Raw genomic sequence first — 21,083 nt, forward strand, 5'->3', positions numbered from 1 at the left:
CCATATCATCCTATCAGCAAATTATTTATTAGTTTTCTAATTTGTCTAAGAATGGATAGTTTTCCTGAGAATAAACATACTCATATACTTTATCAGCATCCGGGTATGGAGAATTTTCCATGAATTCGATACACTCATCAACAAAATCTCTTGATTTGTTATCGATAACTTCTAATTCCTGCTCAGTTGCCCAGCTGTTTGATAAAATTCTTGATTTTACCAATTCGATAGGGTCATCATTTTTATGAATAGCTACTTCATCCTTAGATCTGTAAGGTTCAGCATCAGACATAGAGTGACCTCTGTAACGGTAAGTTCTAGCCTCGATGAAAGTTGGTCCGTCTCCTCTTCTAGCTCTTTCAATAGCCTCGTAAGCAGCTTCAGCTACTTTTACAGGATCCATTGCGTCTACAGGAAGACAAGGCATTTCATATCCTAAACCTAATTTATAGATATCTTCATGGTTAGCTGTTCTTTTAACAGAAGTTCCCATTGCATACTGGTTGTTTTCTACAACGAATACTACAGGAAGTTTCCAGTTCATCGCCATGTTAAACGTTTCATGTAATGAACCCTGTCTAGCCGCTCCATCTCCGAAGAAGCAGATATTTACCGCTTTTCTGTCAAAAAACTTATCCGCGAAAGCAATACCAGCACCTAAAGGAATCTGACCTCCCACAATCCCGTGACCACCATAAAAACGGTGTTCTTTACTGAAAATGTGCATAGAACCACCCATACCTCCTGAAGTACCTGTAGCTTTACCACAAAGTTCTGCCATGATTCTCTTAGGGTCTACTCCCATTGCCATTGGATGGATGTGACATCTGTAAGCCGTGATCATACTATCTTTAGTTAAATCCATTGCATGCGTGAAACCAGCAGGAATCGCCTCCTGACCATTATACAAATGTAAAAAACCTCTGATTTTTTGTTTTAAATAAAGAGAACGGCATTTGTCTTCAAACCTTCTCCACATTGTCATATCTTCATACCACTTCAGGTATACCTCTTTAGAAAATTCTTTCATGTGTTAGCTCTTGCTTATTTATTATGAAATAGTTGAGCAAAATTATAAAAAAAACTTCATTTTTATTGTATACATACCAATTGTTTTTTTAGTTATAGTATTATATTTACATTATCAAACTTAAATATGGAAGAAAAACAGCCTTCACTCATACATAAAATCTCAAAAATCATTTCAGATTTTTTTAATCCATTGACTTCTCTGTTTATATTTTTCATTTATATGAGCGTTCAGGAGTATACTTTTAAGGAATCATTTGCGCATTTCCTTCCTATATTATTAATTGTGATTTTACCTGTCGTGATCTGGCTTGTATGGAATGTAAAGACCGGAAGATATACAAATATGGATGTTTCCAATAGGGTTCAAAGGAAGACTTTATACATTTTTATTGCTGTTTGTGTTATCGGTTACATGGTTTTTAATTATATCAAGAACGGATACATTGATTTTATCATGCTTTTTATATTAATTCTTCTTTTTTCTTTACAAATAAGTAATTTTTTCATTAAAAGTTCGATGCACACAGCATTTAATGTATTTGTAGCAGCATTATTTTTTGCACTAAACTGGAAAATGGGAATTCTGTGGCTTGGAGTTGCTGCTTTGGTAGGAATTACGAGAATTATTTTAAAGAGGCACACCGTAAAAGAAGTATTTATGGGCGCCGGAATAGCATTTCTGGTATCTTTTATTTATCTTTATTGCAATATACAATTTCAACATTAATCATATTATATGAAAATAAATCATCTTACCTCTGCTGAAGAAAACTTAATGAAACTTTTTTGGACACTGAATTCATTTTATTTAAAAGAAGTCATGGAACAGCATCCGGAGCCTAAACCGCACCAGAATACAGTTTCCACTTACTTGAAAATATTAGTTGAAAAAGGCTATTTATCAACCGAAAAGGAAGGCAGAATTTTTAAATATACTGTAATTGTACCTTTTGAAGACTATAAAAAATTCTTATTAAAAGAACTTTCCCATAATTTTTTTCATGATTCAGGAAAAGAGATTTTAGAGTTTTTAATGGTTGAAAAATTAATTTCTCAGGATGATTTAAGAGCCTATTTTGATCTTAAAATGGTGCTGAAACCTACCAAAGTAAAAGCACCGAAGTTGGAAATTGCCAACGAAATTTTAAATCCTAAAAAAGATAAAAAAGGCAAAGACAAGAAAAAGAAGAACAAAAAAGATTAATACAAAAAAACACTTAAAATCATGAAAACAAAATTCCGGGAAATCATCGGGAAAGCCGGCAATGTGGTATTTCTCTATCCGATGGTTTTAGTCATTGCTCTGCTTACTTCGGTCGGAGCTATTTACATGGCTGAAACCAATTATAGTGATAAATTACTGTTTACTTATTCCAAAATTACCATGTGCTGCGGCCTTGGAATCTCTTTACTATTTGCTTTAAAAATGCTTTCCCAAAGAATTGGTAAGGCTTTTTTATTGGAAATTTGTGGCGTTATTTTCCTGATTGGCTTCTACTTTGTCTTTCCTGATGAAAAAAAAGAGTTCATAGAAACTTATGGGTATATTATCGCCATCACCTTTCTACTCTCCCATTTGCTGGTTTCTTTTGTTCCTTTTTTAGATAAAAATAGAGAGCTTAGTTTTTGGCAGTATAACAAGAATCTTTTTGTCAATATTTTCCTCACGGTTATTTTTACCGGGGTATTGACTGGAGGTGTTGAGTTGGCTGTTTTGGCGGTTGATAAGCTTTTTGATTTTGATTTTAATGATAAACTTTACGCAGATCTTTTCTTTGTTCTGGCTATTTTCGGGAGTTGCTTCATCTTTTTGTTATTTAATGAAATAGGGCTAAGTTACCTCGAAAAAGATGGAAAATATCCTGTAATATTGAAATTTTTCACGCAGTTTATTTTAATTCCTTTATTATTTATTTATGTGATCATTTTGTATTTCTATTCCTTTAAAATACTGATCAACTGGCAGCTTCCGAGAGGTTGGGTTTCTTACCTTGTTTTAGCATATAGTATCGTAGGAATTTTGGCTTTATTGCTGGTTCATCCATTGAAGGAAAATAATACAAAATCTTGGGTCAAAATATTTTCAAAGGTCTTTTATTTCACGATTATTCCGCTTATCATTCTCTTGTTTACCGCGATTTTCACAAGGATTTTAGAGTACGGATATACTGAACCGAGATATTTTGTACTTCTTCTGGCTTTGTGGCTTTTAAGTATTGTAATTTATTTCGTATTTAAGAAGAATTCTAGTATAAAATTTGTTCCGATCAGCTTATTTGCTTTTGGAGTTTTTGCATTGATATTTCCTTATCTGAATGCTTTCAGTGTTGCAAAAAGAAGTCAAAAATCTGAATTGCTTAAATTATTAAATGAAAAGCAATTATTAAGCAACAATAAAATCGATTTTCAAAAGAAAGTAACCGACACAATAGTTAATGAAATTGGAGATAAATTTGAATTTTTAGCAGAAAGAAAACAGGCAGATTTTCTTTTAAATTTATTGGATACCAAAAAGAATCATACCTTAGAAAATGAGATTAAAGTAAACCCATTTTTATCATTAAGATACAGTGTTCAGAGTGAATTTACGAATACAAACAGAACAATAACTTCTGGCTACGAAAGGCTTAGCCTAGAATCTGAAAAACAATATATCACTATAGATAGCTATCAATATTTCTTTAATTTAAGAAATTATAATGATGATACTAAAGAAATAAATGGTGACAAATTCAATATTACTGAAAGATCCGACAAGGGAATTATATTAAAAGTAGATCTTAATTCGAAAGAAGAAGCAGACTTTACTCCCGGCATTAATAATTTATTTAAAGAATATTCGGGCAGAAAAGGAGTCATAAAGTTACCTGAAATCTCTTTTGAAAAAGATCTTGGAAAATATCATATCAAAGTCGTTTTTCTTAACATTTCGAATGATAAATCGCCATACAATAAATCAGGAGCCATCTATTATGACAATGCAGTACTGCTGATAAAAGAAAAATAAGAGACATAAAAAAAGCGGCTTTAAGCCGCTTTCCTTGTATTTAGTCCTTAACAATTTTAAATGATTCATCTTTTCCTTCAGATTTTACTCGTAGTAAGTAAACTCCTTTTTTCAGATCAGAAACATTTACCTGCTTAGAATTATTATCTAATTTTCTTACCAATTGACCTGTCATAGAGAATATTTCAATACTGTTAACCTTTTTATCAGTATTAATATTTAAAACATCTTTTACCGGATTTGGATAAATTTTTACACCACTGTTTTTAGCAATATCATTAACTGCTAACGTAGCAGAAGCATCAACCACAGAAACATTGTCAACATCAATTCCTCTTGCCCAGTTAGAGGTACCTTCTAAAGCAATAAGATAGTTTGCAGATTTATTCGGAAGAGGAATACTTACATCCAGCCAAGCCGCATTTTCCGTAGTGTAAGAACTTCCTACCTGAGTCCATGCATCAGATGGGTTTGCTTTATAAAAAATTCTTAGTTCATCAACATCACCAAACCAGTTTACGTTTGCTAAACTAAATCTAAGCTCAGGATTTGCAAGTGCCGAAATATTCAATGGAGGTAAAAGTAATTTTGCTTTTTCACCAGGTTCTTCTGTTCTGAATTCGGCCATTGTTGGTGCCGATTTAGGAGTAATTGAAGAATTCCCGTTAGTTGTAACATATGCCCACGTAGCTACACCAGCCCCTGAAACAGCTTCATTGCCCCAACATGAAGGAATAGTAGCGTTGTCAAAGTTTTGTATATATGGGAACGTTGCCAAAGGAGCACAGGTAGTCGTAAATGACTGAGCGGTAGACCAAGTACTGAATCCGTTGGCTGCACAATTTGATCTTACATAAAACTGATAAGCCGTAGATGGATTAAGAGAAGGAAGCGTTGCAGATGTTGTTCCACTGTTTGCAATAGTTCCGGTTCCCTGGGTAAATCCTGTTGGCCCGTACTCTATCTGATAAGCTGCCCCCGGTGTAGGCGATGCTGTCCAGCTGATGCTCGCAGAGTTTGATGTAACCCCGTTCACAACAATAGAAGATGGAATATCACATGCCGGTTTCGGGCCAACAAAAACATCATCAAGATCAAAATAGAAAAGGTCCGTTGTTGAAGAATAGAACCCAATATAAATCGTCTGTCCTATATAAGCAGAAAGATCGTAAGAATATCTGTAAAAGTTTGGCCCACTTGAAGGGGCTACAGTAGCAGCTAAAGTATTGGTAAACTCAGTAGCCGTAGGCGTTGTTGTAGATATTTTCAGACTGATTGTTTCCGGATACAAGGGATCACGGCTTCTTGCATAAAAAGAAAGATAATCGCTTACTGCCGCAGTAACAGTGATAGCAGGCGTCACCAAGTAATCATCATGAGCATCGGAATTATATCTTATTGAAGCTGTTCTCGCACCACTGTAAGCCGTAATACTTCCACCTGTATAATCTATAATTTCCCAAGTATTTGCATCTCCTCCGTTGAGGGCTGTCCATCCCGCGGGAAGGGAAGCGGAAGCATCAAAATTCTGAAAGAATTGAGCATTAGCAATCAATGGTATTGCAACTAATGCTAAAAGTAGTTGTTTTTTCATAACCTAATTTTTAAATTGAACGTTAACTTACAAATTTCATGTCAATTTTCAAAATAAAAGTAAAAAGTAATGTCAAAAACATTTTATAATTAATATTACACTACAATATTGCATAAAAAAAGCGGCTTTTTTAAGCCGCTTATATTTTTTTACCAACGATTTCCACCACCGTTACCACCGCCACGGTTGTTTCCACCACCACCGTAACCTCCGCCACGGCTGTTTCCACCACCACCATAGCCGCCTCCGCCGCTTCTGTTGTTGTCGAAACTTCTTCTTGGCTTCTCTTCTCTTGGCTTAGCTTCAGAAACGTTAAGCGTTTTTCCGTTTAGTTCGTACTGGTTAAGAGCCTCAATTGCTTGTTTTCCTTCTTCATCACCCATTTCTACAAAACCGAAACCTCTAGAACGACCAGTTTCTCTGTCTGTAACTATTTTAGCAGATGATACTTCACCATAAGCTGCAAATAAATCGTGTAACTCGTACTCTTTAGTTGAGTAATTAATGTTTGAAACAAAAATGTTCATTTTGAATAAAATTAAAAAATTAATAAAAATTTGGTATATAAAAGAAAAGCAACATAAATTAATGAACAAATATTGATTCCAAATATAAACGTATGCAAGATACAATTAAAAATTTCAAATCAAAGTTTTTTTTATCCGTATTTTATACAATTTTAAAGCTGTTACAATTTAAATATTAAAAAAAGGCAAATATTTATTGTTTTTCAGTAAAAAATAATTGAATTTTGCATTAAAATTAAGAATTATTTAACATAAAAAAACAATCATTAATTCTGAAGATTATATGCCAATAATAATAAATTTAGATGTAATAATGGCCAAAAGGAAGATATCTCTTAACGAATTGTCAGAAAAAGTAGATATTACCTTATCCAATCTTTCTATTTTAAAAACAGGAAAAGGAAAAGCTATTCGTTTCAGTACACTTGACGCTATTTGCAAAGCTTTAGACTGTCAGCCCGGTGATATTTTAGAATATAGGGAATAATGTAAATTACGGTGCTAATATTTTAATCATATTAATTATGAATGAACACACGACCAACTATACCAATACCTTTATTGAAGTGGCAGAAGACTGTCCTGTTTCGGAAGCGCAGATACCGCCAGAAAAGAATGAAAAAACTTTAGCCAATCTTCAACATGATCAAATTGTAAAAAATCCTTATAAATATTCTTCTGACGATATTATTTTCACTTGTTACACAATTAAAAATGATATTTCGAAAAGTGAAGAACAAGAAGAAAGGAATAAGTTCTTTTCAAAAGGCCAGCCCTGCCTTCGCACTTCACCTTTAGCAAAAAGATATGGTTTTGGAATTCATCATAATTCAGAAGGGAAAGTTGCCATTTTCCCTGTGGAAAGCAAAGATTATCAGACATTTTTAAATGATAGTTCAATAACAAAAGTAAAAGCCATGCGATCAAAGAGAAATGATTGAGAAAATAAATAATTCTCTTTTAATAACTAAATGCCATTCCTTTGATAAAGCCAGTTTTTAACACTAAATTTGCACCACAAATAATTGAAACATGAATTACCACACTAGAAAATGGGTAAAACCGGAAGATCTTAATCCTAATCATTCACTTTTTGGAGGAAGATTATTGCAATGGATCGATGAAGAAGCTGCACTTTATGCCATTATTCAATTAGAAAACACAAAAGTCGTTACCAAATTTATATCCGAGATCAATTTCGTAAGCTCTGCAAAACAGGGAGATATCATAGAAATAGGAATTGAAGTTTCAGCGTTTGGCTCAAGTTCCATCACGTTGAAATGTGATGTGAGAAACAAAATGACTCACCAGACGATCATTACGGTAGATAAAATCGTTATGGTAAATCTTGGAGAAGACGGAAACCCTTTACCACACGGTAAAACACAGGTTGAGTTTGTGAAAGACAGATTAAGCAGTCAATTATGAAAATTTTCATAAAAAATATGGTTTGTGGCAGGTGCATTTCTGCCGTTGAGAATATTTTTAATGAGTTTAATATAAAGATTACATCAATTAATCTTGGCGAGGTAGAATCCGAATCTGAAGTTTCAAGCAACACGCTAGAATTGCTTGAAAAACGGCTAGAGGAAACCGGTTTTGAGAGAATAAAAGATTCCGCGCATCAGCTTATCGATAAAATAAAAACGCTGATCATCGAAAAGATTAGCGAACTTGATATTGATGAAAATTTCCTTTTGTCTGAATTTTTAAGTTCAAAACTTAGTAAAGATTACAGTTCGCTTTCAAAAGCTTTTTCTCAAAACGAAAATATTACGCTGGAACAGTTTTTCATCCTTCAAAAAATTGAAAAAGTAAAGGAATTGCTTCTATATAATGAATTTAATTTAACAGAAATCTCCGGAAAGTTAGGTTATAAAAGTGTCCAACATTTATCTTCCCAATTCCGGAACAGTACAGGCTTCACTCCTACCGAATTCAAAAAATTGAAAATTCATAACAGAAAGCCGCTGGATCTTGTCTGAGAGTTTGAGCGTATGAGAATATTAGAGTTTTTACCCTAAACCAATTCATCACTCTCCAACCCCTTTATACACTCTTACTCTAAAACTCTAATACCCTCCAACACTCCTACTCAAAAACTCTCTAACCTAATTTTATAAACATTATCCTTAAATTTATAACAAGCTTCCACTTTCATTTTGGAAATTTGTAGTATAAATTTAGGATCATGCAACAACAATATAAAATACTCGGAATGACGTGTTCCGGTTGCCAGAAAAAAATATCAGAAAAGCTTAACAGCCTTGAAGATATTAAAGCTGACATCAATCTGGAAAACAGCACGGCAACCATCATTTCCGATAAAGAAATAGAACTTTCTACTTTAAATAAAGCGTTAGAAGAAATTGGAAACTATCAATTAGAAGATCCAAACGGCCCTGATAAAGCTTTTATAAAACCTCAGGATCGAGTTTCTCCATCTTCCGTATATTATTGTCCTATGGAATGTGAAGGTGATAAAGTATATTTCAAACAAGGACAAAGATGCCCGGATTGCAATATGTACCTCGTTCCCATCGAGGAAAAATTAGCAAAAGACCCAAATCATAAACCAACCTATTCTTCCATCAACTTACCTGAAAATTTCAAAGATAATATTGGAAAATACTATTGCCCAATGTTCTGCGAAAGTGATAAAATCTATGATGAAAAGGGCGACTGTCCTGTTTGTCACATGCATTTGGAGGAGATTACCGAAGATTTAGTTAAAAATTCAACCTCGCATACACATTCTCATTCCCACAATCACAGCCATCATCATGAAGCTCCGAAAGTTACAGATGAAATGGCGGGGAAATATTTCTGTCCAATGTATTGTGAGGGCGACAAAGTTTATGATAGCAACGTCGGCTGTCCTGTTTGTGGAATGGATTTAGTAAAATATCCAGAGAAAAAAGTAGCAAAGTACACTTGTCCAATGCATCCTGAAATTATCCGTGATGAACCTGGCGATTGCCCAATCTGCGGAATGGATCTGGTAAGAATGCCTGATAAGGAAGGCGAAGAAGAAGATGAAACTTACAATATTTTAAAACGCAAATTCATTATTTCTCTGGCTTTTACCATTCCTGTTTTTATACTTTCGATGGGTGGAATGTTTATTAATTTCCCATTTTCTCATCAAATTCAAGGAATTATTGAGTTGATTTTAACGCTTCCCGTTCTGTTTTATTCAGGTTGGTTTTTAATGAAAAGAGGTTGGATTTCATTTAAAACATGGAACTTGAATATGTTCAGCTTAATTGTTTTAGGTGTTGCTGCAGCATTTATTTTTAGCATTGTAGCTTTACTATTTCCTGATATTATGCCTCATGAAATCAGAGGTCACAATCATGAAATTCCGTTGTATTTTGAGGCGGTAACAGTGATTTTAACGCTTGTTATTTTAGGACAGTTAATGGAAGCTGCCGCTCACAAAAAAACAGGAAATGCCATCCGTGAATTAATGAACCTTTCCCCTGACGAAGCCAATTTGATGGTCAATGGTGAAGATAAAAAAGTATTACTTTCTCAGGTTAAAATAGGAGATCTTTTAAAAGTAAAACCGGGCGAAAAAATTCCTGTTGACGGAAAAATAACAGAAGGAAATTCTATTGTAGACGAAAGTATGATCACGGGAGAGCCTATTCCTGTTGAAAAAACTGTGAACGACAGGGTTTCTTCAGGAACGATTAACGGAAATCAGGTTTTCATTATGAAAGCTGAAAAAGTGGGCGATGAAACGTTGCTTTCTCAGATCATTAAAATGGTTAATGATGCCAGCCGAAGCAAAGCGCCAATCCAAAAATTGACGGATAAAGTTGCTAAAGTATTTGTTCCTGCTGTTATTTTGATTGCCGTTCTTACTTTTATTTTATGGCAGTTTTTCGGTCCGGAAGGTCAAAAAACGTTATTTGCTTTTGTGAATGCGGTAGCTGTTTTAATCGTGGCTTGTCCATGTGCTTTAGGCCTTGCAACACCAATGTCTTTAATGGTTGGAATTGGAAAAGGTGCTAAAAATGGTATCTTAATTAAAAACGCAGAAGCACTGGAACAAATGAATAAAGTAAACGTTTTAATCACCGATAAAACAGGCACTTTAACAGAAGGAAAACCTTCTGTAGAACATATTGAAACAGCAAACAATGAAGATAATGATCAAATCTTAAAATTGGCTTTTTCATTGAATCAAAATTCAGAACATCCGCTTTCCAATGCTGTGATTAAAAAGGCAAAAGAACAAAATATTAAGGCTGAAAAAGTAGATCATTTTGAAAATATTTCAGGGAAAGGCGTAAAAGGAAGCATTAATGGAAAAACGATTTATCTCGGAAATGAAACGTTATTGACTTCCAATAAAATTACGATTCCTGAAAATCTTAGAAAAAAAGCAATTGAAGTTCAGTCAAAAGCACATACGATTTCTTTTGTTGCTGAAGAAAATTCAGTGTTAGGATTCATTAGTTTTACAGATAAAATTAAAGAAAGTTCTAAAAAAGCCGTTCAGCAATTGATCAGTGAAGGGATTGATGTTATGATGATGACGGGCGATAACGAACATACCGCAAAAGCAGTTGCTGATGAATTGGGAATTAAACATTTTAAAGCCAACTGTCTTCCTGAAGATAAATTAAATGAAGTGAAAAAACTTCAAAAAGAAGGCAAAATCGTAGCTATGACCGGCGATGGGATCAACGACTCCCCTGCTTTAGCACAAGCCAATATCGGAATTGCTATGGGAACCGGAACTGATGTTGCGATTGAAAGTTCTGAAATTACCTTACTAAAAGGAGATCTTCTTGGCGTTGCTCAAGCAAAATTATTAAGCGAAAAATTGTTGAAAAATATTAAGGAAAATCTGTTTTTTGCTTTTATTTATAATGTATTGGGAGTTCCGATTGCGGCAGGATTATTGTATCCGTTTTTCGGAATTCTATTATCACCGATGATCGCAGCGGCGGCGATGAGTTTCAGTTCATTATCTGTGATTTTAAATTCATTACGCCTGAATTCGGTTGATTTGGAGATTAAATAAATTTTTTCTCTCGCTGATTTGGCTGATGATTGTGTCTTAATTTTTAAACATAATAAAAAGATCTGCGTAATCTGCGAGAGAAGAACAATCACCTTATTAAAATATGGAAAAAGAAAATCTTTATATCGGTTGTTCAGGCTTTTACAATACTGATTGGAAAGGATATTTATATCCTGAAGACGCCAAAAATAAAGACTTTCTTACGCTATATTCTCAAACCTTTAATTCAGTTGAGATCAATTCTACTTTCTACAGAAAACCAACTGCGAAAACACTTATCAAATGGTTTGATGAAACACCCGAAGACTTTAAATTTTTCATTAAAATTCCAAAAGTGATTTCACATGAAAAGCGATTGAAAGATTGTAAAGAAGAAATTTCAGAATTCTGCAATCACATTCAAACCAATTTAAAGGAAAAACTCTCAGGATTTCTGTATCAGTTTCCATCCTCTTTTAAAAATACTCAGGAAAATATTGATCTAATTTTAAATACTATTGATTTCAACTTTTTAAATGTCATTGAATTCCGTCATGAGTCTTGGTGGACAAAGGAAATTTTTGAGGTATTAAAAGAAAAAGACATCGTTTTTTCAGGAGTAAGCTTTCCGGGAAATCTGCCGGAAGATTTTATTATTAATCATTCTGAGATTTTATACTACAGACTTCACGGAAAACCTATCCTTTATAAGTCCGAATATTCAGAAGAATTTCTTAATAATTTAGCGGATAAAATTAGAAAATCGCAACATAAAATATTTATATTTTTCAATAACACTTGGGGAACTGCTGCAATTCATAATTCGTTGTATTTGAAGAAAATTCTGGGATAAAAATCAGTCAAAAAAAATAAATTAAAAAATCCTTAAAAAGTGAAATTTTAAGCAAATGTGGCATGTAATTTGTTGACATTATTTCGAAAAATTTAACAATTTTTAACAACTTTAACTTCCATTTACTTTTATGAAAAAAAACTTTGCGGAAAAGTCTAAAAACGGGACTTTTCTTGGGATGCTTGCATTGATGAGTGCAACTTCGTTTTTATTTAACAGCTGTGATCAGCAAAATGACAAGAAAAAATCTGAAAAAACGATTTCCAACGTCCATCCCGTCGCAAAGATAGTCCCCAAAATTGATGATGAAGAAGTGCCGTCAGACAAAAGGGTTATTTACCTTACTTTCGATGATGGGCCCAATCAGGGAACCGAAAATCTTCTGAGAATTTTAAATAAAAGAAACGTTTGCGCCACCGCTTTCCTCGTTGGGCAACACGCTTATGGAAGTAAAAAACAAAAGGATGGTCTTGAATTATTAAGAAAAAATCCTTTGGTTGAATTAGCCAATCACAGCTACACCCATGCCCACAATAAATATACAGATTTTTATAGAAATCCGGAGGCTGTTGTCCGTGATTTTGATATTGCAAAAGACAGCTTAAGATTAACGGATAAAATTGCAAGAACTCCAGGAAGAAATATCTGGAGACTGAACAATATTACCGCTACAGATCTAAAAAGCTCTGCTCTTGCAGCGAACAGTCTGCAAAAAGCAGGCTACAAGGTCATCGGTTGGGATTTGGAATGGAAACCAACCAATAAAATGTCTTTAAAAGGAAACCATCAGGCAATGCTGAAAAAAGTTGACAGTATTTTCTTTAATGATCTGGAAAAGACATCAAGACATTTGGTTTTTCTGACGCATGATCAGTATTTAACTGATGCAGATTCTATTGATGAGCTTGATCTTTTCATTGAAAAACTCCAGAAAACCAACAGATTTGTTTTCAGGAAAATATCTGCTTATCCGAAGATTAATGAGATTTTGAATTAATTTTTAGTTTAAATTAAAAATGCTTCGACTTCGCTCAGCATGACAACGCTAATACTAAAATGTATAGCAATGTTATTCAAGGTAAAGTCGAAATGTTTTTTATTGTAAATCCTAACAATCTGCAACTAATAACCATCAACTAAATTCACATTTCACTAGTTTTTTGCTTTTAAAATTCAGAAATTTGCAATTATGAGCATTACAGAAAACTATCAAACTATAAAAAATCAACTTCCTTCAACTGTGCAGTTGGTTGCAGTTTCCAAAACACATCCTGTTTCAGTGATTCAGGAGGTTTATGACCTTGGACAAAGAGTTTTTGGAGAGAATAAAGTTCAGGAATTATTGGAGAAATACCCCTTGCTTCCAAAAGATATCCAATGGCATCTGATCGGGCATTTACAGACGAATAAAGTAAAATATATTGCTGAGTTTGTTGATACCATTCAAAGTGTTGATTCTGAGAAATTATTATTGGAAATCAACAAAGAAGCAGGAAAGCATGGCCGCAAGATCAAAGTTCTTCTACAGGTAAAAATAGCGGCAGAAGATACGAAATTCGGACTTGAAATTACTGAAGCTGAAGATTTATTCAAAAAATATATCAATGGAGATTTCCCAAATATCGAAATCACAGGTTTAATGGGAATGGCAACGTTTACAGACAACCTGGATCAGGTGAAAAAGGAATTTTTATTACTGAATAAAGTTTTTAACGAATTAAATCAACTAAAAAAACTGGAAACATTATCAATGGGAATGAGTGATGATTTCCCGATTGCCATTGAATGCGGTGCTAATTCTGTAAGGGTTGGATCGGCAATTTTCGGAAGAAGAGATTATTCAAAATAGAAGATTTAGGTATAGTTTTTGCTAATAATTCAATCAAAAAAATTAAATTTGCAACTATGCAAAAAATCCTTATTGTAGAAGACGAAAAAGCAATCTCCGGAGTACTTCACAGTATTCTTTCGGATGAACTTACCAATTATGAATTTGTAATCGCCGAAGATGGTTTAGAAGGCTATAAGCAAGTAGAAAAAGAAGATTTCGCGCTGGTGATCTCCGACATTAAAATGCCAAAACTCTCAGGTACAGAACTTTTAAAGCAAAGTCTGGCTTTGAAACCTGAAACTACTTTTATCATGATCTCAGGACACGCAGACATTGATTCTGCGGTTTCTTGTTTAAGGGATGGTGCATACGACTTCATTTCTAAACCCATTGACATCAACCGTTTGATTACAAGCGTAAAAAATGCCTTGGTTAAAGAAACTTTGAAGAAAGAAAATAAAAATCTTCAAACTGAAAATAAAACTTTAAAGAAAAAAGTTAACAAAAAGTACCAAATGATCGGTCAGTCTGCCGGATTACAGAAGATCCAGGATATGATTGAAAAGGTGGCTGTATCTGATGCGAGAGTATTGATTACAGGTCCCAACGGTGCCGGAAAAGAATTAGTAGCTCACGCTATTCACAATCAAAGTGAAAGAGCAAGAGGTCCAATGATTGAAGTTAACTGTGCTGCAATTCCTTCAGAATTAATTGAATCTGAACTTTTCGGACACGTAAAAGGTTCGTTTACAGGTGCTATTAAAGATAAGCAGGGAAAATTTGAGCAAGCTACTGGCGGTACGATTTTCTTGGATGAGATCGGAGACATGAGTTTAATCGCTCAGGCTAAAGTTTTAAGAGCTTTACAGGAAAGTAAAGTTTCTCCTGTCGGAAGCGACAAGGAAATAAAAGTTGATGTAAGAGTTCTTGCAGCAACGAATAAAAATATGCAGAAGGAAATTGAAGAAGGGAAATTCAGAGAAGATCTTTACCACAGGCTTTCTGTGATCGAGATCTATGTTCCGCCATTGGATGAGAGAAAAGAGGATATCAAATTATTGGTAGATCATTTTTCGGCTATGATCTCTGAAGAACACGGTACTGCTTTGAAAAAATTTGATGATAAAGCTATTGAAGCATTAAAAGCCCTTTCGTGGACTGGAAATATCAGAGAATTGAGAAATGTTGTGGAAAGATTAATTATTCTTGGTGGAGCTACTGTTTCCGAAGAGGATGTTGCAAGTTTTGTAAGGAAATAATTTAATTATTATTTTAAATATATTAAAAATTGCAGTATCGTTTGTTACTGCAATTTTTTTTGTTTCGAACCACAAGACAAATTTGATTAAAACTATATGAATTATAAACTATTATGAAATTTTTAGATAAAAAATATACAAAAGAATGCCTCACTTTGGCTCTTCCTGTTATGTTGACGCAGGTGGGGCAAGTCTCGGTGAATCTGTTCGACAATATTATTGTCGGAAAATTATTGGGAGCCGACGCATTGGCTTCTGTGTCTTTAGGAAATGCGGTATTTTTCTCAATGTTTGTATTGGCGTTGGGATTTTCTTTTGCGATTCCGCCATTGGTTTCGGAAGCGCAGTCTAAAGGTGACCACAAAACGATCAACTCGGTTTTCAGTCACGGATTTGTTATCAATATGACTGTTGGAATTATTCTGATGGGCGTCCTGCTTTTGGGACTTCCTCTACTCTATCATTCCGGGCAGCCGGCAAAGATTGTTCCTGATACAGTAGATTTCTTAGGAATTATGGCGGTGAGTATCGTTCCTTTTATGGCTTTTCAGACATTGAGAGAGGTTTCCGAAGGATTATCTTATACGATTGGAGTTACGAAAGCTACCATCATTGCGAATGTCATTAATATTGTTTTAAACTATGTTTTCATTAAAGGACTTTGGATCTTCCCTGAAATGGGTGTAAAAGGTTCTGCATTAGCCAGTTTAATTGCCAGAATTTTCATGGTCATTTTCTTGTATTATGTACTTTTAAAAGAGAAAAAAACAAGACGATATATCAAAGACTTTTCATTAAAAATTCAGGTTTTTACTAAAGAAATGTTTGAAAAAATGGTGAGATTGGGATTCCCAACTGCTTTACAGATGTTCTTTGAAGTAACTGCTTTTGCAGGTGCCGCTTTTATTTGCGGACTGATCTCTGCTCATGACATCGCTTCCCACCAAATCGCGTTGAGTATGGCTTCTTTTACCTTTAATTTATGTATTGGTTTCAGTGTGGCTTCAACCGTTATGATCGGTAAAAAACTGGGTGAACAGAATTTTGTTGAATTAAGAAAAGTTGGGATCAACAACCTGAAAATTGCCTTTATTTTCATGTGTATCTGTGGAACAGTTTTCATTATCGGAAAAGATATTCTTCCTACTTTCTTCACTAAAAAAGAAGAAGTTGAAGTAATTCAGTTAGCTTCAAAATTAATGATCATTGCTGCTTTATTCCAGCTTTCAGACGGGATTCAGGTTACGGCATTGGGAATGTTGAGAGGTTTACAGGACGTTAAAATCCCATCTATTTATACGTTTATTGCATATTGGGTAATTACGATTCCTTTAGGATATTTCCTTTGTGTAACGATGGAAATGGGAGCTTTCGGAATGTGGATCGCCTTAGGATTAGGATTAACGGTTTCTGCCGTGATGCTCGTCAAACGATTTTTAAATATGTCTGCTAAAAGAGTAAAGCAGAATGCATAAAATGAAAGCGGTCTTTTTAGATCGCTTTTTTTATTTTTAAATTCATCCTTTAATTTGCTCCTCGCAATGACGGCTACCCGATTCTCTTCCCCAAAATCACCACACTCCTTTCCACACCATCCAAAACCGCTACATCAGGAAACATACCCCAATCTTCAAACCCAAAGTGTCTGAAGAGTTTTAAACTTGGTTCATTATGTAAAAAGATAAAGCCGAGCAGTGTTTTTACACCAAATTTCCCTGCATTGTCCATACAATATTGAAGGACTTTTTTACCAAAACCTTTTCCGCGACAGCTTTCATCCATGTAGATGCTGATTTCCACCGTTCCGTTGTAAGCTGGTCTACCGTAGAATGATGAAAAACTCACCCAACCGAGCGTATTATTTTGGAGATCTTCAATTAACCAAAGTGGTCGGGTTTCGGGATTGTGCTCATTAAACCATTGTTGTCTGCTTTCCACAGAAACGTTTTCTGTATCGGCGGTTACCATTCTTGATGGAATGGTTGAGTTATAGATCTCTACAATTCTTGTCAGGTCTTCAGGAGTTGCATTCCTGAACGTTAATTTTTCCATATTGATGACAGCAAATTTCTGCAAAGATACATGAAGATTTTTTTACTATTTGAGGAATTATCCTTCTGTATTATTTTCTTTTATTTCCTTTAAAGCTCTGTTAAGGCTTCTTACCGTAATTCCTAAATAGGATGCCATATCTTCTTTTGAGATCTCCATTTCTTTTGATTTCAGCTCAAGAAGTTGAGACAATGTATGTTCTGTGGTATGAAGCTGCTGGTAAGATGCCCGGCTTGAAGTATTCACGATACGCTCTGCAAAAACATCAAGCAATAAATTATTCAAAGTCAGATCACTTTTAATTAATGATTGAAAATACGGTATCGTCATCGAATAAACGCTAACTTCTGTCATAGCTTCGATACTGCAAAGGCAGGAAACATTTTTAATCACTTCAATTTCACCTATAATCTCGCCTTTTCCCAAAAACTCTACAATATATTCTTTGTCATTTTCTTCAACGAAATAACATTTTGTAATTCCGTTTTTAATGAGCATTATTTTAGAGGAAACTTCGTTTTGAGTCAATATTCTTTCGCCTTTTTCAAAAGATTTCAGAACAATATTTTTTTTGTTTTCCGGCTTGTTGTAAAGCCCTTCCAGATAATCTAAAAATTGAGGATTTGTACGTAGCATATTTCGGTTGGGACAAATGTCCTTTTCTTTTTTGTTTTTTATAATGAATTTTGTCGGCAGAAAATTACAAAAACTAAAGTAAACAGAATATGAATAATGCTATAACGACAATTGCTTTTGATGCAGACGATACTTTATGGATCAACGAACCTTATTTTCAGCAAGCAGAAAAAGAATTTTGTGTTCTTCTTGAAAACTATCTTCCACAACATTCTGTATCTCACGAATTATTTAAAACAGAAATGCAGAATCTTCATCTGTACGGCTATGGTGTAAAAGGTTTTATGCTTTGTATGATTGAAACGATCAGCAGAGTTTCCGAAAATACGGCTTCTCTCGAGCTTATCAATAAAACCCTTGAAATCGGAAAAGAACTTCTTCAAAAACCTATTGAGTTATTGGATGGCGTTACCGAAACATTAGATCAATTAAAAGGAAGCTACAGGCTGGTAATAGCCACCAAAGGAGATTTGCTGGATCAGGAACGTAAACTTAAAAAATCCGGATTACAGGATTATTTTCACCATATTGAAATCATAAGTGATAAAAAAGAGTCCGATTATAGAAAATTGCTAAAACATCTCGACTGTCAGCCGCAAAATTTTTTGATGCTCGGAAATTCCATAAAATCAGATATTTTACCTGTTTTGGAAATTGGTGGATTTGCGGCTCATATTCCCTACCATATTACCTGGAGCCACGAACAGCATGAACATCATTTGGAACATGATCGTTTTATAGAATTGAAAAATATGAAGGAAGTAATTTCTTATTTAGACACTAAAAATATTTTTTAAATGAAAAACCCGCTCAAATGAACGGGTTTTAAAATTTATTTCTTCAAACATTTCTCAAGGAACTGATCCTGTTCCCAAAGTAGATGAAGAATATTCTCTTTAGCCTGATAACCATGAGCTTCTTTTGGTAAAAGAACCATTTTTACAGGAGCTCCAAGGTTTTTCAATGCCTGGAAATATCTTTCCGTCTGTAAAGTAAATGTTCCCGGATTATTGTCTGCATCACCATGAATAAGAAGCAATGGAGTTTTCATTTTATCTGCATTCATAAATGGTGACATTGCGTTGTAGATCTCCGGAACGTCCCAATAATTTCTCTGTTCGCTCTGGAAACCAAAAGGTGTCAATGTTCTGTTGTATGCTCCACTTCTTGCAATTCCACAAGCGTAATCTTTAGAATGGGTCAAAAGGTTGGCAGTCATGAACGCACCGTAAGAGTGACCTCCAACTGCAACTTTATTTCTGTCGATGTATCCTAACTGATCTACAGCGTCAATTGCAGCTTTACCGTTGGCAACTAATTGAGTGATAAATGTATCGTTCGGTTCCGTTTTTCCTTCTCCAATGATCGGGAAAGCGGCATCATCCAACACTGCATATCCTTTGGTCGTCCAATATACGAAAGAACCGTAGTATGGAAAAGTAAAGTCATTTGGATTTTGGGTATTTTGTCCGGCTGTATTTTTATCTTTATATTCTGTAGGATACGCCCAGATCAACAAAGGCAGTTTTTCTTTCTTAGCCTTTCTGTCATAATTTGCAGGAAGATAAAGCGTTCCCGTTAAAGTAACTCCATCGTTTCTTTTGTAAGTGATTACTTCTTTATAAACATCTTTAATGCTTTCAAATGGATTGGCAAAATTGGTTACCGTTTCAGTTTTATTAGACTTAATATTTTTCTTAAAATAATTAGGATACTGACTTGCAGACTGCTGAATTGTCAACACTTCTCCTTTTGACGGATTCAGGATATCGATAATTTCCTCTTTAGCATTTTTGATATTTGAAGTGTAAAGTCTTTTCTTTTTCAGCGTTTTCATATCCATTTCATCGATAAATGGATGTTGACCGTCTTTTGTAAACCCATCTCCGATAAGATAAGATTTTCCACCTTTCATATCAACAACCGTTCTACCGAATTGGTTTTTAGTTGTGTTAAAATTTCCGGGATCGCTGTAAACATCCTGATAATTTCTATCATCAATGACTTTAGATTCATTATTATTTAAATCAACCAGATAAGATTTTGTGTTTCTTGTGTCATACCAACCTTCATAAACAATCGCAAAATGATCATTAGTCCAGCTTGTTCCCTCATATCTTTGTTTTGTTTTAAAGAAAGATTTTGGAGCTGCATTAAATGGTGCTTCCCAAGTAAATATCTCATCTCTGTAATCAACGGTTTTAGACTGATCTCCGCCATCTAAAGCTTCAGCGTAAGCCAATGTTGCTGGCATATCGCTTCTCCAGCTCATGTCTCTTTTCCCTGTACGTACAGAAGAAAATCCTTTGGGCATTATTTCGTTAAGCGGAACTTCATTCACCACTTTTATAACATTTCCATTCGTATCATAAACCGTAGTGGTCATTGGAAATCTGTTTAATGGAACGATATATGAAAATGGTTTTTTGATCGTAGTGGCCATCATATAATTTCCGTCCGGTGAAAAACTTAATCCGGAATACAGATCCTGATCTTTTACTTTCTTCAGGTTTCCATTTAAGTCAACATTATAAATATCAGAAGCTGTAAGGATTTCAAAGTTTTTTTCATCCTGAGGATTCTTAAGCAAATCCTGATACGTCCTGTTTTGAGAAACTTTTCCGTCTGCTGTAGAAACAATCGGTCCCGTTGGAAGATCTTTACTTGAATCTATTAATGTTCCTCTGTTTTGAGGAAGCGTTTTGATTAAAATGTTTTGAGAATCTTTATACCAAACATAAGGACTTCCTAAATTGGCATTCAGATTATCTCCGGTTATTTTCTTTGCGGTAGCAGTTTCCAGATCAACGATCCAAAGTTCAACCCCTTTGCTTGTCGTGTTGGTAAAAGCCAGCTTTTTTTCGTCCGGTGAGAAAGATGTATAAGTAATTTTAGGATTTGCAGGTAAATTTTTAACCTGAACTTCATTCTTATCATTCAGTTTTCTAACCTTCAAATTGTTTGAATACGTTGCTGTACTTGAAATATTGGTTACAGGATTAATTCTCAATCCTCCCAGCTTCATTTCCTGTTGGCTAAGATCTTCCAAAGTTTTATAGGTCGGGCGGTAAGTGAAAACAATCCAATCTTTTTTGCTGTTCATTAAAACACTTGGAGGTCTTTCATAATCTGCCAATTTAAGAATTTCTGCAGACGGTTTCTGGTAAGTAATACTTTCCTGAGCTTCGTAGAAATTAAGAAACGCAAGTAAACAAATCGTTAACTTTATCTTCATAATATATTATTTCATTTTTCACGAAATTAATCAATTTTTT

General features: G+C 34.4%; 20 protein-coding genes. 14 read left to right on the top strand and 6 right to left on the bottom strand.

Translation table 11 applies throughout. The features are described from left to right. Positions 1 to 28 precede the first annotated feature (28 nt). A complete protein-coding gene (gene pdhA, locus BT156_RS01820) occupies positions 29 to 1,030 on the bottom strand; it encodes a pyruvate dehydrogenase (acetyl-transferring) E1 component subunit alpha (RefSeq protein ID WP_072406623.1) in 1,002 nt (333 codons plus the stop codon). Between the two features lie 126 nt (positions 1,031 to 1,156). On the opposite strand from pdhA, the gene BT156_RS01825 reads away from it, so the two are divergent. From BT156_RS01825 to BT156_RS01835, 3 genes are read left to right on the top strand one after another with little or no spacing between them, the layout of a single operon-like run. Beyond that, entirely contained in the window at positions 1,157 to 1,759 is a 603-nt protein-coding gene (locus tag BT156_RS01825) for a phosphatase PAP2 family protein (protein ID WP_072406625.1), read from the top strand. A gap of 9 nt (positions 1,760 to 1,768) precedes the next feature. Continuing rightward, a complete protein-coding gene (locus BT156_RS01830; protein ID WP_072406627.1) occupies positions 1,769 to 2,236 on the top strand; it encodes a BlaI/MecI/CopY family transcriptional regulator in 468 nt (155 codons plus the stop codon). A gap of 21 nt (positions 2,237 to 2,257) precedes the next feature. Beyond that, positions 2,258 to 4,039, top strand: coding sequence for a DUF4153 domain-containing protein (locus tag BT156_RS01835; RefSeq protein ID WP_072406629.1), 1,782 nt, complete (start codon positions 2,258 to 2,260; stop codon positions 4,037 to 4,039). A 40-nt stretch (positions 4,040 to 4,079) separates the two neighbouring features. Here the strand turns inward: BT156_RS01835 and BT156_RS01840 are convergent, their stop codons facing one another. Beyond that, the gene (locus BT156_RS01840; RefSeq protein WP_072406631.1) at positions 4,080 to 5,633 is read right to left on the bottom strand and encodes a T9SS-dependent choice-of-anchor J family protein; all 1,554 of its coding nucleotides are present in this window, start codon (positions 5,631 to 5,633) and stop codon (positions 4,080 to 4,082) included. Between the two features lie 149 nt (positions 5,634 to 5,782). Beyond that, positions 5,783 to 6,160, bottom strand: a complete 378-nt coding sequence (locus tag BT156_RS01845; RefSeq protein WP_072406634.1) for an RNA recognition motif domain-containing protein — start codon at positions 6,158 to 6,160, stop codon at positions 5,783 to 5,785. Between the two features lie 283 nt (positions 6,161 to 6,443). On the opposite strand from BT156_RS01845, the gene BT156_RS01850 reads away from it, so the two are divergent. The 10 genes from BT156_RS01850 to BT156_RS01895 all read left to right on the top strand — a co-directional run bounded on the left by BT156_RS01850 (position 6,444) and on the right by BT156_RS01895 (position 16,595). Continuing rightward, positions 6,444 to 6,647, top strand: coding sequence for a helix-turn-helix domain-containing protein (locus tag BT156_RS01850; RefSeq protein ID WP_072406636.1), 204 nt, complete (start codon positions 6,444 to 6,446; stop codon positions 6,645 to 6,647). Positions 6,648 to 6,684: 37 nt separating this feature from the next. Next, positions 6,685 to 7,101, top strand: a complete 417-nt coding sequence (locus BT156_RS01855) for a DUF6157 family protein (protein ID WP_072406638.1) — start codon at positions 6,685 to 6,687, stop codon at positions 7,099 to 7,101. A 91-nt stretch (positions 7,102 to 7,192) separates the two neighbouring features. Further along, positions 7,193 to 7,588 (top strand): acyl-CoA thioesterase, encoded by a 396-nt coding sequence (locus tag BT156_RS01860; protein WP_072406640.1) that lies wholly within the window; start codon positions 7,193 to 7,195, stop codon positions 7,586 to 7,588. Beyond that, positions 7,585 to 8,145: a helix-turn-helix domain-containing protein gene (locus tag BT156_RS01865; RefSeq protein ID WP_072406641.1), complete on the top strand. Its 561-nt coding sequence runs from the start codon at positions 7,585 to 7,587 to the stop codon at positions 8,143 to 8,145. The genes BT156_RS01860 and BT156_RS01865 overlap by 4 nt, the downstream gene beginning before the upstream one ends. Before the next feature lie 206 nt (positions 8,146 to 8,351). Beyond that, positions 8,352 to 11,198, top strand: coding sequence for a heavy metal translocating P-type ATPase (locus tag BT156_RS01870; RefSeq protein ID WP_072406643.1), 2,847 nt, complete (start codon positions 8,352 to 8,354; stop codon positions 11,196 to 11,198). Between the two features lie 103 nt (positions 11,199 to 11,301). Next, on the top strand, positions 11,302 to 12,030 hold the full coding sequence (locus BT156_RS01875; protein ID WP_072406646.1) for a DUF72 domain-containing protein: 729 nt from the start codon (positions 11,302 to 11,304) through the stop codon (positions 12,028 to 12,030). A gap of 130 nt (positions 12,031 to 12,160) precedes the next feature. After that, entirely contained in the window at positions 12,161 to 13,027 is an 867-nt protein-coding gene (locus tag BT156_RS01880) for a polysaccharide deacetylase family protein (protein ID WP_072406648.1), read from the top strand. A 192-nt stretch (positions 13,028 to 13,219) separates the two neighbouring features. Beyond that, positions 13,220 to 13,879, top strand: a complete 660-nt coding sequence (locus tag BT156_RS01885) for a YggS family pyridoxal phosphate-dependent enzyme (protein WP_072406650.1) — start codon at positions 13,220 to 13,222, stop codon at positions 13,877 to 13,879. A 56-nt stretch (positions 13,880 to 13,935) separates the two neighbouring features. Further along, positions 13,936 to 15,120, top strand: coding sequence for a sigma-54-dependent transcriptional regulator (locus BT156_RS01890; protein ID WP_066758733.1), 1,185 nt, complete (start codon positions 13,936 to 13,938; stop codon positions 15,118 to 15,120). Positions 15,121 to 15,233: 113 nt separating this feature from the next. Next, complete coding sequence (locus BT156_RS01895) at positions 15,234 to 16,595, top strand: MATE family efflux transporter (protein WP_072406653.1); 1,362 nt, start codon at positions 15,234 to 15,236, stop codon at positions 16,593 to 16,595. Between the two features lie 73 nt (positions 16,596 to 16,668). On the opposite strand, the gene BT156_RS01900 is transcribed toward BT156_RS01895, so the two are convergent. Both BT156_RS01900 and BT156_RS01905 read right to left on the bottom strand, forming a co-directional pair. Continuing rightward, the gene (locus BT156_RS01900) at positions 16,669 to 17,172 is read right to left on the bottom strand and encodes a GNAT family N-acetyltransferase (protein ID WP_072406655.1); all 504 of its coding nucleotides are present in this window, start codon (positions 17,170 to 17,172) and stop codon (positions 16,669 to 16,671) included. 57 nt (positions 17,173 to 17,229) lie between these two features. Then, positions 17,230 to 17,808, bottom strand: a complete 579-nt coding sequence (locus BT156_RS01905; RefSeq protein ID WP_072406657.1) for a Crp/Fnr family transcriptional regulator — start codon at positions 17,806 to 17,808, stop codon at positions 17,230 to 17,232. A gap of 89 nt (positions 17,809 to 17,897) precedes the next feature. Between BT156_RS01905 and BT156_RS01910 the strand changes: the two genes are divergently transcribed. After that, the gene (locus BT156_RS01910; protein WP_072406659.1) at positions 17,898 to 18,605 is read left to right on the top strand and encodes an HAD family hydrolase; all 708 of its coding nucleotides are present in this window, start codon (positions 17,898 to 17,900) and stop codon (positions 18,603 to 18,605) included. A gap of 35 nt (positions 18,606 to 18,640) precedes the next feature. Here the strand turns inward: BT156_RS01910 and BT156_RS01915 are convergent, their stop codons facing one another. Continuing rightward, complete coding sequence (locus BT156_RS01915; protein WP_072406661.1) at positions 18,641 to 21,043, bottom strand: S9 family peptidase; 2,403 nt, start codon at positions 21,041 to 21,043, stop codon at positions 18,641 to 18,643. Positions 21,044 to 21,083: the final 40 nt, after the last annotated feature.

It is taken from the genome of Chryseobacterium limigenitum (genome assembly GCF_900114875.1).
Lineage (GTDB): Bacteria > Bacteroidota > Bacteroidia > Flavobacteriales > Weeksellaceae > Chryseobacterium > Chryseobacterium limigenitum.

Coding starts and splice junctions, on each gene's coding strand:
- pdhA (WP_072406623.1), bottom strand. CDS start 1,030: ATGAAAGAATTTTCTAAAGAGGTATACCTGAAGTGGTATGAAGATATG.
- BT156_RS01825 (WP_072406625.1), top strand. CDS start 1,157: ATGGAAGAAAAACAGCCTTCACTCATACATAAAATCTCAAAAATCATT.
- BT156_RS01830 (WP_072406627.1), top strand. CDS start 1,769: ATGAAAATAAATCATCTTACCTCTGCTGAAGAAAACTTAATGAAACTT.
- BT156_RS01835 (WP_072406629.1), top strand. CDS start 2,258: ATGAAAACAAAATTCCGGGAAATCATCGGGAAAGCCGGCAATGTGGTA.
- BT156_RS01840 (WP_072406631.1), bottom strand. CDS start 5,633: ATGAAAAAACAACTACTTTTAGCATTAGTTGCAATACCATTGATTGCT.
- BT156_RS01845 (WP_072406634.1), bottom strand. CDS start 6,160: ATGAACATTTTTGTTTCAAACATTAATTACTCAACTAAAGAGTACGAG.
- BT156_RS01850 (WP_072406636.1), top strand. CDS start 6,444: ATGCCAATAATAATAAATTTAGATGTAATAATGGCCAAAAGGAAGATA.
- BT156_RS01855 (WP_072406638.1), top strand. CDS start 6,685: ATGAATGAACACACGACCAACTATACCAATACCTTTATTGAAGTGGCA.
- BT156_RS01860 (WP_072406640.1), top strand. CDS start 7,193: ATGAATTACCACACTAGAAAATGGGTAAAACCGGAAGATCTTAATCCT.
- BT156_RS01865 (WP_072406641.1), top strand. CDS start 7,585: ATGAAAATTTTCATAAAAAATATGGTTTGTGGCAGGTGCATTTCTGCC.
- BT156_RS01870 (WP_072406643.1), top strand. CDS start 8,352: ATGCAACAACAATATAAAATACTCGGAATGACGTGTTCCGGTTGCCAG.
- BT156_RS01875 (WP_072406646.1), top strand. CDS start 11,302: ATGGAAAAAGAAAATCTTTATATCGGTTGTTCAGGCTTTTACAATACT.
- BT156_RS01880 (WP_072406648.1), top strand. CDS start 12,161: ATGAAAAAAAACTTTGCGGAAAAGTCTAAAAACGGGACTTTTCTTGGG.
- BT156_RS01885 (WP_072406650.1), top strand. CDS start 13,220: ATGAGCATTACAGAAAACTATCAAACTATAAAAAATCAACTTCCTTCA.
- BT156_RS01890 (WP_066758733.1), top strand. CDS start 13,936: ATGCAAAAAATCCTTATTGTAGAAGACGAAAAAGCAATCTCCGGAGTA.
- BT156_RS01895 (WP_072406653.1), top strand. CDS start 15,234: ATGAAATTTTTAGATAAAAAATATACAAAAGAATGCCTCACTTTGGCT.
- BT156_RS01900 (WP_072406655.1), bottom strand. CDS start 17,172: ATGGAAAAATTAACGTTCAGGAATGCAACTCCTGAAGACCTGACAAGA.
- BT156_RS01905 (WP_072406657.1), bottom strand. CDS start 17,808: ATGCTACGTACAAATCCTCAATTTTTAGATTATCTGGAAGGGCTTTAC.
- BT156_RS01910 (WP_072406659.1), top strand. CDS start 17,898: ATGAATAATGCTATAACGACAATTGCTTTTGATGCAGACGATACTTTA.
- BT156_RS01915 (WP_072406661.1), bottom strand. CDS start 21,043: ATGAAGATAAAGTTAACGATTTGTTTACTTGCGTTTCTTAATTTCTAC.